At 31.2% G+C, this 12,031-nt stretch carries 9 protein-coding genes; 4 read left to right on the top strand and 5 right to left on the bottom strand.

All coding sequences use genetic code 11. From position 1 onward, the window contains the following. The first annotated feature begins 116 nt into the window (after positions 1-116). Complete coding sequence (locus AC2I98_RS07990) at positions 117-2,192, top strand: TonB-dependent receptor plug domain-containing protein (protein ID WP_486411212.1); 2,076 nt, start codon at positions 117-119, stop codon at positions 2,190-2,192. Positions 2,193-2,235: 43 nt separating this feature from the next. Here the strand turns inward: AC2I98_RS07990 and AC2I98_RS07985 are convergent, their stop codons facing one another. Then, complete coding sequence (locus tag AC2I98_RS07985; RefSeq protein WP_486411211.1) at positions 2,236-3,297, bottom strand: acyl-CoA reductase; 1,062 nt, start codon at positions 3,295-3,297, stop codon at positions 2,236-2,238. 62 nt (positions 3,298-3,359) lie between these two features. Here AC2I98_RS07985 and AC2I98_RS07980 point away from each other — a divergent pair, with 62 nt between their 5' ends. Beyond that, complete coding sequence (locus AC2I98_RS07980; protein WP_114999046.1) at positions 3,360-3,710, top strand: 4Fe-4S dicluster domain-containing protein; 351 nt, start codon at positions 3,360-3,362, stop codon at positions 3,708-3,710. Between the two features lie 183 nt (positions 3,711-3,893). Here the strand turns inward: AC2I98_RS07980 and gldG are convergent, their stop codons facing one another. The 4 genes from gldG to AC2I98_RS07960 are packed head-to-tail and all read right to left on the bottom strand — an operon-like array spanning position 3,894 to position 7,726. After that, on the bottom strand, positions 3,894-5,561 hold the full coding sequence (gldG, locus tag AC2I98_RS07975; RefSeq protein WP_486414052.1) for a gliding motility-associated ABC transporter substrate-binding protein GldG: 1,668 nt from the start codon (positions 5,559-5,561) through the stop codon (positions 3,894-3,896). A 4-nt stretch (positions 5,562-5,565) separates the two neighbouring features. Beyond that, on the bottom strand, positions 5,566-6,294 hold the full coding sequence (locus tag AC2I98_RS07970) for an ABC transporter permease subunit (RefSeq protein WP_486414051.1): 729 nt from the start codon (positions 6,292-6,294) through the stop codon (positions 5,566-5,568). Between the two features lies 1 nt (position 6,295). Further along, positions 6,296-6,841: a CopD family protein gene (locus AC2I98_RS07965; RefSeq protein WP_486414050.1), complete on the bottom strand. Its 546-nt coding sequence runs from the start codon at positions 6,839-6,841 to the stop codon at positions 6,296-6,298. 42 nt (positions 6,842-6,883) lie between these two features. Beyond that, complete coding sequence (locus tag AC2I98_RS07960; RefSeq protein ID WP_486414049.1) at positions 6,884-7,726, bottom strand: SAM hydrolase/SAM-dependent halogenase family protein; 843 nt, start codon at positions 7,724-7,726, stop codon at positions 6,884-6,886. Positions 7,727-7,802: 76 nt separating this feature from the next. On the opposite strand from AC2I98_RS07960, the gene AC2I98_RS07955 reads away from it, so the two are divergent. Together AC2I98_RS07955 and AC2I98_RS07950 are read left to right on the top strand one after the other, a co-directional pair. Then, a complete protein-coding gene (locus AC2I98_RS07955; protein WP_486414048.1) occupies positions 7,803-8,777 on the top strand; it encodes a PhoH family protein in 975 nt (324 codons plus the stop codon). Between the two features lie 343 nt (positions 8,778-9,120). Continuing rightward, positions 9,121-12,024 (top strand): VIT domain-containing protein, encoded by a 2,904-nt coding sequence (locus AC2I98_RS07950; protein ID WP_486414047.1) that lies wholly within the window; start codon positions 9,121-9,123, stop codon positions 12,022-12,024. The last annotated feature ends 7 nt before the right edge of the window (positions 12,025-12,031 follow it).

The following is a 12,031-nucleotide window of genomic DNA, read 5'->3' as shown; positions in this document are numbered from 1 at the left end:
TTTCAAAAATCTTGTTTGACGTAAAGTTATATAAAATATTTGCAAGAACTATGTAACATATTCATCATTTCTGCGTCATGTAATAAAGACACTAATATTAAATAGAAGAATTAACCATGAAAAATATATTTGTACTCGCTATTACATTATCAGGAATATTCGCTTTTGGACAGGAAGAAATTCAAGATTCTATCGATTATAATCCGATCGAAATAAAAGAAGTTTTAGTTCAATCGCAGCGTAAAAAAATGTTTGCAGATAAAGCTGTTTATACTTTTGATAAAGAAGCGTTGGAAAAAGCACGCTATGCAAAAGATTTGTTGAATACTTTACCAGAATTGAATTTAGATCCAATTTCGAATACGATACAAAGTACGAAAGGAGGAAATACTTTATTGTTAATAAATGGTATTGAAGCGACAGATAATCAAATTCGTTCTGTAAAACCGCAAGATGTGGTGCGTGTTGAGTATTTTGATATTCCGCCAACTCGTTATGCGACTCGAGCAGATCAAGTTGTGAATTTGATTACACGTAATCCAGAAAATGGATATGTTTTTGGTGTAGAAGGCATCACTTCTCCTTTGACTGGTTTTGTAGATGGATCGGCTTATGCCAATTTTACAAAAGGTAAAAATAATTTTGGCGTTGAATATTCACTTAGTTTAAGAGATTATGATAATAGAGAAAATACCAATTCGTATGCTTATCAATTAAACAATAATCAATATAAAACAACCGAACATCGCTTTGATCATTTTGGATATACCTATCAAAATGTGATTTTACGTTACACGAATACAGATTCAGACAAATACACTTTTCAAGCAAAGTTAAATCTAGATATTTTCACAAGTTTTACAGATGTTAATGGAGAAAGTATCTTTTTGACGAATAATATTTCAGAGAATCATACCACTTTCAAGCATGGTAATAATAGTTATACAAAACCAACAGTTGATTTGTATTATTCTCGAAAACTAGGAAAGAAAGATGAATTGAGTTTAAATCTTGTTGGTTCTAATTTTAATACAGAAGTTAATGAGTTGTCAAAAGAGTGGGTAACGAGTAATGGAAATAGTATTTTTAATAACGAAATGAAATTAGAAGCGGAACAAACTTCTATAGTTGGAGAAATTGCCCATACTCACGATTTCGAATCTGGAAAATTGAGTTCTGGTTATCGAATTACGACAAACGATATCAAAAATGATTTGGTTAATTTGGATGGAATATCGCATTATAAAGTGAATTATTTGCAACAATATATGTACACCGAGTTTTCTGGAAAAACTAAAAAACTGATGTATCGTTTGGGAATGGGATTAACAAATATTCACAATCAAAGTGAGGAGAATAATCAGAACACATGGACTATTACACCAAAATTGGTATTGGGTTATGAATTAGCGAAGAATCAAAGTTTACGTTTTACAAGTTCATATACACCAAGAAGTCCTTGGAGTGATGCATTGAGTAGTAATGTGGTGCAAATGGTTCCGAATATTGTACGCAAAGGAAATCCAGAATTAAATATTCAGAAATCATTCGGGAATAACTTAATTTACTCTTATAATTCAAAATATTTTGATCTTAATACAAATTTATTCTATTGGTACCGAAAAGATGCAATTAATCAATTATATGTTTTAGATGGAAATCGATACGCCTTGACGTACGAGAATGCTCAAAATTCTCAACAGTTAGGAGTGCAAGTTTCTGGGTCAATCAAACCATTTGGAACAGATTTATTAACAATGAAAATCGTTTTAACACCAACTTCTGAAAGTGTAAAATTGAGTGATGGAAAAACAATTAAAAATGATTATATCGGAAATAATTTTGTGTTGAGTTCAGTTTACAAAAACTTTAGTTTGATGTATTTGTTTAATGTACCAGTTTATTCTTTGGGAGGTCCATTTTTGGATACAAACGAAAACAAAAGTCATTTAGTGTTGAGTTATAAATTAAACAATTGGTCTTTCAAAACAGGTGCGTATTGGCTTGGAATGCCTTCGGAGTACAAAACGAAATCTGTGGAAGAAAGTATTGTACAAACGACAAATCATACTCAAATCTGGAACAATAAAAACATGTTTATCTTAGGATTTAGTTACGATTTTGCTACAGGTAAGAAAACAAATATCAACCGAAAATTAGAAAATCAAACTGCTGGAGCAGCAACTTTTTAGTAAAGCAAAAATCCCCACTTTTTTGTGAGGGATTTTTTATAATTTATAATTCAGCTAAGAATTTTAATGTATCAATATTATCTGCGTAATCAGTTAATTTAGGAAATTGAGTTTGTCCAAATTCAACATAATTCGGATTATCTTTCATTTCGTTTCCAACCACACATTGAATTTGATCTTCATTTTCGATCAAAAACTTTTTTACATCATTTACATTCTCATAAACTTCAAAATTAACAACAGCAATAGCAGAATGTAAAGCTGTGTCTTTTTTCATCATAACAAAATTATTGTCTAAAAATTCATCTTTTCCTAACAAATAAATTGCACGATTATAGTCATAATTGTTAGCATATTTTGGGTGATTGATTACATCGCCCCAAGAAAAAATAGCTTCGAAAACTTTAGGTAATTGTGCTTCATCTTTTACATAAAGTTTTGTTACATTACGACAACCTAAACCAAAATAAATGAATAAATCGTTTCCTAATTCTTTTAATTCTTCTTCAGTTTCTGAACCATTTAATACAGCAACCGAAGTTCTATTTTTGCGGATAATGTTCGGAACTTTTCCAAAATATTGTTCAAAATAACGAGCCGTATTATTACTTCCAGTTGCAATAACAGCGTCAAAATTTACTAAACGTTCAATCGGTTGAATAATTGTTTTGAATTCTTCATCAATTGAATAAAGGAATTTCATTACAAGTTTCATTAATTTATCATCTTTTGAAGATGTTTTGATTAATGCATTATTTCCAGAAATAACCACAGAAAGTAAATCATGAAAGCCAACCAAAGGTAAATTTCCAGCCATGATAATACCAACATTTTTTGGTGTTTCAGCAAATGGATAATCTTTCGTCCAAGCCATTAAGTTGTCTGCTGTTAAAGCTTCAGACCAACTTTTCAAAGCTAATGTTATATTTTCTTTCGTAAACCAATTGTTGTAGGCTTCTGCATCGCTAATTGCATATTCAACTTCATCTTTCCAATTCTCGAATTTTGCTGTCAGTTCGGTGTTTTTAATTGAATCATTATCTATAATAAAATTAAAAAACTGTCCTAATTCGTTAAATGCTGAAATCCTTTGTTCAAATGTCATTTTTTCTGAAAATTAAATGTAATTTTGTAGTTGCAAATGTAGGAAATAAAAAAACAGATACAATGGCTATAATTATTACAGATGAATGTATAAATTGTGGAGCTTGTGAGCCAGAATGTCCAAATAACGCGATTTATGAAGCAGCGGTAGATTGGAAATATTCTGACGGAACTTCTCTAAGCGGGACTATTGTAAACGTAGACGGCGCAACGTTTGACGCTGATGCGGTACAAGATCCTGTTAGTGATGAGGTTTATTACATTGTTCCAGATAAATGTACTGAATGTAAAGGTTTCCACGAAGAACCACAGTGTGCGGCAGTTTGTCCAGTGGATTGTTGTGTGCCTGATGATAACCACGTAGAAAGCGAGGAACGACTTTTGAGCAAAAAAGCGTTTATGCACTTAGAGTAAAATCGTCATAACTTTACATATAAAAACCTCTCAATTTGAGAGGTTTTTTATTTATAATTATCTTGGGCAATCCCTACGGTTCGGGCTTTTCGTTGCAATCTTTTTCTGATGAAAAAGGATTTGCTCTACAATCCCTATTGCGAAGTTGGAAGTTACGAATTTCGAAACTCTAATTACGATCAACTAAGCATATTTCTTCTTTCTCACCCAAAATCCAATTCCACCTAAAAGAACAATGATAAAAGTCGGAACAAGAAGATTGATTATTTGCCAAGTTGATTTTTCTTGTAAAACAGTAGTTTCGTTTAACAAAGGAATTTCTAATTTACGATTTCGTAAAGCCAAGAAATCATTATCACCTAACAAATAATCCATCGCATTCATTATAAATGTTTGATTGGCGTATGTTTTGGGTTTTCCATCTGGATTATCTGGTCGAACCGAAAATTTATTTTCTCCTAATTGCATTGGCATTCCTCTCCATAAAGCATTTTTTAAAACATCTCCGTCCGAAATAACAATCATTTTTCCATTTGTTGTTTTCGATTTGAAATTTGGAAATTCTTTGCGTTCATAACGTGATGCATATGCCGAGTTGAAATTACCTTCTAATAAAACAGCCATGGGAATCTTACCCATTTTGTATTCTTCAGGATTTTCAATTTCTACTTCGTTTAATTGAATATAATTTAAAACAGGTTTTAAACTTGATTGTTCAGTAGAACTTAATAAAACTGTTTGTTTAATATTTGGATTTTTTAATAATTCGATTGGATTAGCGAACTGAAATAACACAGGATCTATTGAACTTGTAATCGGGTTTTCTTCACCTTTAATTCCTAACTCAAAATAAGGCCAATTGTAATAATTGTAACTTGTATTTCCTGCAGTTTCACCATCAGCCAAAACAATTTGCGCCCCATTCATATCCTTGATAACAGCTGGATGAATACGAACACCATAATTGAATAAGAAATCATTTAACTTCAAATCTCTTGGAAAAGCAACGATTTTTCCACTTCGGAAAATAGAATCCATTTCGGCATCAACAGTTTCTACCGCCATTATCATTTTTCCGCCATTCATGATATATTGATCCAAAACCAATTTATCCATATCAGAAAAAGGTAACGTTGGTTTTGCAACAATCAAGGCATCAAAACGTTTCAAACTATCCAAGTCAGATGGTTGAAATGAAAACGTTTTATTTACAATCGGATTTAGGTAAACTTCTACATCGTATTTTTCTGATAAAGCTGTTCCTAAACCTTGGATATTTGCTTCTGGTAATTCGTCGTGATGAACGATGAAACCAACACGTTTGCGTTCGAAGTTTGTTGCTTTCTGAATTTTTTCTGCAAATAAATATTCTAATTTTTCTGTTGAAGCTAAGGCTAATTTCTCAAATGGAGTAGAAGGGTCATTCACCAAAACCTCCATATAAGTAGATTTATCAGCATATGTTAATTTTGCATATGGATAAACATTCAAGATTCCTTTATCCGTTTTTATTGGAACTGGAGCTAATTTATTTTGTTCTAATTCTGCTTGACCTAAATCGACAGGATCAATAAAAGAATAAGATATATTACTGTTTTTTTCGCGAAGTTCATCTAATAAAAACTGAATTTCGTTTTTCAAAATTCTGTAATCACCTGTTAAATCTCCTCCCAAAAGGATTTCGATTTTAAGTGGTTGTTTTACATTTTCAACTAATTTTTCGGTTGTAGAAGTTAATGTAAAACGTTTGTCTTTTGTCATATCAATTCGTGTATATACAAATTGAGCGATGATAAAAAGCGCGATAAATGCAATGAAAGTAATTAGATGTTGTTTGTTTAATTTTTTCATGGCACTATTTTTTATTTTCAAGATTAACAATTGAAGCTTGATTAAGAATTGCAATCAAAATAACAAAATAAAGTAAATCTCGCGAGTCAATAATTCCTTTTAAGAATTGGTTGTAATGAGTAAAACTTCCAACTTTTTGAACATAAAAATCCATCGAGCCAAGTAAATTATACGATGCTAAACTTTCGAATCCATAGAAAATGATGAAACAAAAGAAAACAGCTAAAACGTAAGCCATTACTTGATTTTTTGTGATTGATGAGGTAAATAAACCAATTGCAGCGAATAAACTTCCCATAAAGAAAAGACCAAAATAACCAGAAAAAATAGTTCCGTAATCTAATTCTTGTTCGGGCATCAAAAATTCTTGCAACGTAATCGTGAACAAGAAAGTTGAAAGTAAACAAAAAATGATCACAGAAACTACGGCTAAATATTTGCCCCAAATAATTTGGTTATTTTTTATAGGTAGTGTGAATAACCACAATAAAGTTCCGTTTGCTTGCTCTTCTGCGATTAATTTCATGGTTAATGCAGGAATCATGAATAAAAAAATCCAAGGCCCAACAAAGAAAAAGCTACTCAAAGAAGCATTTCCTGTATTGAAAACATTGAACTCGTTGTCAAAAAACCAAAGGAATAAAACCGAAACAATAACAAATGTTGCGGTAGCTAAATAAGCCGTGAAGCCTAAATAAAAATTGGAAAACTCTTTTTTAAAGATTGTCCACATGTTATTTTTTATTATTACGATTAATTAAACGCACAATAAGCATAAGTATTACACCAGAACCGAAGAAACTTACAATTGACCAATACCAATCTCTACCGAAATCTGTTTTCTGAATTACTGCAAACACGATAACAAATAATAGAATGGTAGCCAATTCGTTCATCATTCGTAGTTGAACCGAAGTGTATTTGAAAACTTTATTTTGAATTTGTTTCAATGTTCGCCAGCACCAAAAATGATAAATTAATAAAACACTCACCATTCCCAATTTACTTTTCATCCAAGGCATATGCAACAATCCTTGATTTTTGTAAAGCATATTCAGTCCCATTGTAATCAAAATAACCAAAGCGGGAGCAGTAATAACATTCCACAGTTTTTTTTCCATGAAAGTATATTGATCCTGCAAAATTGTTTTTTTTGGTTCTTCCATTTGTTGCGTTTCTGTATGATAAATCATCAAGCGAACAATGTAAAATAAACCAGCAAAGTAACTTACCACGAAGATAACGTGTATTGCTTTGTATATTAAATAATTATAAGTCATATAATTGTCGTAAACTCTCTCTAATACTAAATTTTCTCAGCGTTAATTTTCAAATTCAATTGTAATCGTATCATTTTTCTTTAATCCCATTAACTGATTTGCTCCACCCGAAATAGTTGGATTACTTTTATATAAAGTGACTTCTAAGAATCCTGCAGAGTTGAACAAGCACAAAGTGCGTCCAAAAGCTTGTACTTCTTTATTAAAATCTTGTACAACTTCGTTGTAATGCTCATAAATCACCGTAATATCTGTCATTGAAAAATCTTTTTGACGAAGTAAAATTTTATACTTTCTGTCTTGCGCAATTTCATCAAAAAAGTCTTTCGAAATATTACTTACAAGATTTCCGAAATGATCGATATAAATCACATTACCTATAATAAATTTATCATCTCGATAAATTGGTTTCAATTCATTCAACTGTTTCATTTCTGTACGTTTATTTCCTAACAAGGCAGGAACTCCGCCACGCGCCAAGTGACAAGCAACAGGTACAAAACAATTTTTCATTGGGAATAAACTATCTATTCCTTCTGGATATGCTGTAATTTCATAAATTTCGTCTGGTTGATTTTTTTGACAAATCAAGGATAAAATACCATTATCAGCACAGATAAAATAATGATGATTAATTAAGGCACAAATTGGTTTCTGAAAAGGCGTACTCAACGCATTGATTCCGATAATATGAATTGTTCCTTCTGGAAATTCTTCGTAAGAATTACGAATGATATAAGCTGCTTCAGCTAAATCATATGGATTAACATGATGTGAAATATCTACAATTGTAACATCGGCCAATTCTTTTAGAATTGCGCCTTTAACGCTAGAAACAAAGTAATCTTTGACTCCAAAATCCGATGTTAATGTAATAATTGCCACTATTCTGTAATAATTAGCAAATATATTGTTTATTATTCTTTATTTTTGTGTAAGTGAACCAAAAAAACAATCTCATTTGACAGAAATTAACATAGAATTAGCCGAAATTAATGCTCAGGATTTTTATGGTGCTAATAATGAACATCTAAAAAGAATCAAAGAATATTATCCAAAATTGAAGATAATTGCTCGCGGAAGAGAGTTGACAGTCTTTGGAAATGAAGATGTTCTGAAAGTTTTTGACCAAAAAATGCAACGAGTAATTCAGCATATTCACAAATACAATCGACTATCTGATCGCGAACTCGAAATCATTATGACCGAAGATAATAATGAAATGCTTCAAATGAAAAAAGAAGATGAAATTATTGTGCACGGTGTAAATGGTAAAATTATCAAGCCACAAACACCTAATCAACAAAAGTTGGTGCAAACTGTTTATAACAAAGACATGGTGTTTGCAATTGGTCCTGCAGGAACTGGAAAAACTTATACAGCCGTTGCATTGGCGGTACAAGCATTAAAAAATAAAGAAGTTCGCCGAATTATTATGACGCGTCCTGCTGTAGAAGCTGGGGAAAACTTAGGTTTTTTACCAGGGGATATGAAAGATAAGTTAGATCCATATTTACAACCTTTGTATGATGCGTTGAAAGATATGATTCCTTTCGAGAAATTATCTTCTTACACAGAAAAAGGAGTAATAGAGGTTGCGCCACTAGCATTTATGCGTGGTCGAACGTTAGATGGAGCTTTTGTAATTCTTGATGAAGCACAGAATACAACCTATGCGCAGATGAAGATGTTTTTGACGCGTATGGGAAAAAATTCAAAATTCATTATTACTGGAGATCCAGGTCAAGTTGATTTACCACCAAAACAAAAATCTGGTTTACGTGAAGCGATTAATATATTGAAAGACGTAAACGATATTGGGTTTATTTATTTGGATGATAAAGATGTTGTTCGACACAAAATTGTTCGTGAAGTCTTAAAAGCATACAAAGTAAGCGAAGATAAAGAACGTGAGAAAATAGATATCAAAAAGTAAAATCAAAAAGCCAATTGTTCCAAAGAGCAATTGGCTTTTTGATTGAATATTTATGGCACAAAATTAAATTAATTTTTTAGGATTTTTGGTTTTAAGACAAAACCAAGGACATTAAGAGTTAATCCTATTGGTAAAATCATTCCAGAAATTAAACTCATTCTACCAGAATTAGGAAACATTAATAAAAGAACAATTGATAATATAACTAGGAATAATCCTCCGATGTAAAATATATTTTTCATAAGTAATAAGTTTTAACTAATTTAAAGTTAGTGATTTATTTTTAAATTTAATCAACCAACCTTTTATTTCAAATCTGCATCTAACCTATAAATTGAACTATATGAAAAAGTTATTTTCTTTTTTCGTTGTTTTTGTTGGAATTGTCTTTTCTTCAAAAATAAATGCGCAAGACATTCGAATTGGATTTCCTCGCATTGAAATTGGTCAACGTCCTGATGAAAAATCAGTGAGTTTACAATCAGTGGATGTACAAGTAGAGATTTTAGGAAATTTAGCTAAAACAACCACTACGTTAGTTTTTACAAATTCTTCGAATCGTAATCTCGAAGGAAATTTAGTTTTTCCTTTACCCGAAAATACAACGATTAGCGGATATGCGATTGATATAAATGGTAAACTGAGAAATGCTGTTCCTGTAACAAAAGCTCGCGCTGTTGAGGTTTTCGAAAGTATTCAGAAACAAAATATCGATCCAGGCATTGTTGAAAAAGTTGAGGGAAATAATTTTCGAACAAGAATTTCTCCAATTCCAGCCAAAGGTTCACGTACAATTCAATTATCATATTATCAGGAATTAAAACTGGATAAATCAACGGTTCAATATCAATTGCCTTTAGATTCTTCGAAAAAAATATCGAAGTTTAATTTGACAACTAAAGTATATAATGCAGAGGGAAAACCACAGTTGATAGAATCGCCAGATGGCTCGTTCAGTTTTTCTGGAAACAGTAATATATATGAAGCGAATTTATCTAAAACAGATTTTACGCCTAAGAAATCGTTAATTATTAATCTTCCAAAAAAGCCAAATAATGTAGAATCTTTTGTTCAGAAAAATGTAGATGGTTCGGTATATTTCTACACAAATATGTTGATTGATACAAAATCTCAACCTAAAGTTTGGTCGAAAAATATTGGGATTATTTGGGATAATTCGTTGAGTGGATTAAAACGTAATCATAAAAAGGAATTAGAATTTTTGAATCAGTTAATTTCTCAGCAAAAGAATCTAAATATTGAAGTTTCGTTGTTAAATATATCTTTAGAGAAATCGAGATTATTTCAAATCAAAAATGGTAATTGGTCTGAATTGAGAAAATACTTAGAAAATGTTACCTATGATGGAGGTACAAATTATGCAAAAATTCTTCCTACAAATTTAAAAGCGGATGAATATTTGATGTTTTCGGATGGAATTTCATCTTTTGGTTCAAATCAATTTCAAATTAATAAACCTATTTATACGATTTCTACATCTGCAACATCAAATTTTGGAGTGCTGAAATTGATAGCACAACAAAATGGTGCAAAATTTATTAATCTAAATGAAAACTCGGTAGAAAATGCGTTTAAGCAAATTAATGAAAGTACTGTTCAGTTTTTAGGAATTATAAATAATGTTGCAGGCGAAGTTTATCCAATTTCTACAAATGAAGTGAATAATGGGATTTCTATAGCTGGAATTTCTCAATCTCCAAATGCGAAATTAACAATGATGTTTGGACGAAATGGAAAAGTAGAATTTAATAAAGAATTGGATTTGAGTAAATCAACTCCAAATCTTGAAATTAGTAAGATATGGGCACAAAGTAAAGTAAATACACTCGAACTAAATCCAGAGCTAAATAAAACGGATATTGAAGAAATTGGAAAACAATTCTCGATTGTAACATCAAATACAAGTTTGATTGTGTTAGAAAATGTTTCGGATTATGTAAAATATAAAATCAATCCACCAGCAGAATTGCAAAATGAATTCAATAAATTATCGAAACAAGGTTTTGAACAAAAAGAAACTCGAAAAGCTGATTTATTGAAAAACGCAATTGCGAAAGCAAAAGAATTAAAAGAGTGGTGGAAGAAAGATTTTAAATATGTGAAACCAAAATATCCAAAGCCTGTTGCAGATTCTACAACTTATTTAGAAGAGACTGCGCAAGTGAATATGGTGATTCCAGAGCTAAGAGAAGCATCTGCTTTACAAGAAGTAAGCTATGAAGCATCTTCAAGTATGAGAATTAGAGGAGTTTCGAGTTTGAGTAATTCTGTTGATAAAAAAATGAAGGATGAAGAATTTGCTTCGGTTCCGGAAATTAAAATAGTCAATGTGAAATCGGATAAAGAATACATGAAGTTGATAGAAGCTTCTAAAAATCCTTATCAAACGTATTTAGACTTGAGAAAAGATTATGCCGAAACGCCTGCGTATTATTTTGATGTTGCTACTTTTTTCATTCAACAAAATCAAAACGAAACTGGTTTGAGAATTTTAAGTTCTATTGCCGATTTAGGTTTAGAAGATGCAGAATTGTATAAAATGTTAGCCTATAAATTGAAAGAAATAGAAGAATATCCAACAGAATTGTTTATCACAAAAAAAGTATTGGATTGGCGACCTTTTGATGCACAGAGTTACCGCGATTATGCATTAGCGTTACAAGATAATAAGCAATATCAATCGGCTTTAGAGCATTTGTATAAAGTTTTGACAAATGATTATTCTGTAGAAATTGCAAACAGAGATCGTGATATCACAGAAATTATTGTTCCGGAAATAAACAATTTGATTTCGCTTCATCGCAAAGAATTAAATTTATCACATATTAATAAAGATATCATTGTTGATATTCCAGTTGATATTCGTGTGGTGATGAATTGGAACAAAGATATGACTGATATTGATTTGTGGGTAACTGACCCAAACGGTGAAAAATGTTTTTATGGGCATCGCACAACTGCAATTGGTGGTCGTATTAGCGAAGATGTGACACAAGGTTTCGGACCAGAACAATTTATGTTGAAAAAAGCAATTAAAGGAAAATATAAAATCGAAACTAACTTTTTTGGAGAAAGACAAATGAGTATTTCGGGGCCAACAACTATTTCGGCAGAAATTTACTTAATGTATAGTTCAGGTAAAGAAGTGAAGAAGATGATAACTTTCCAAAATAATAATCCGAATGGAGGAGGAGAAGGAATTTTGGTCGGTGAATTTGAATTTTAGTAAATGG

This window comes from Empedobacter sp. EJD.6dd, assembly GCF_057369435.1.
The sequence above is the reverse complement of the archived record's forward strand: the minus strand, read 5'-3'. Positions and strand labels throughout refer to the sequence as shown.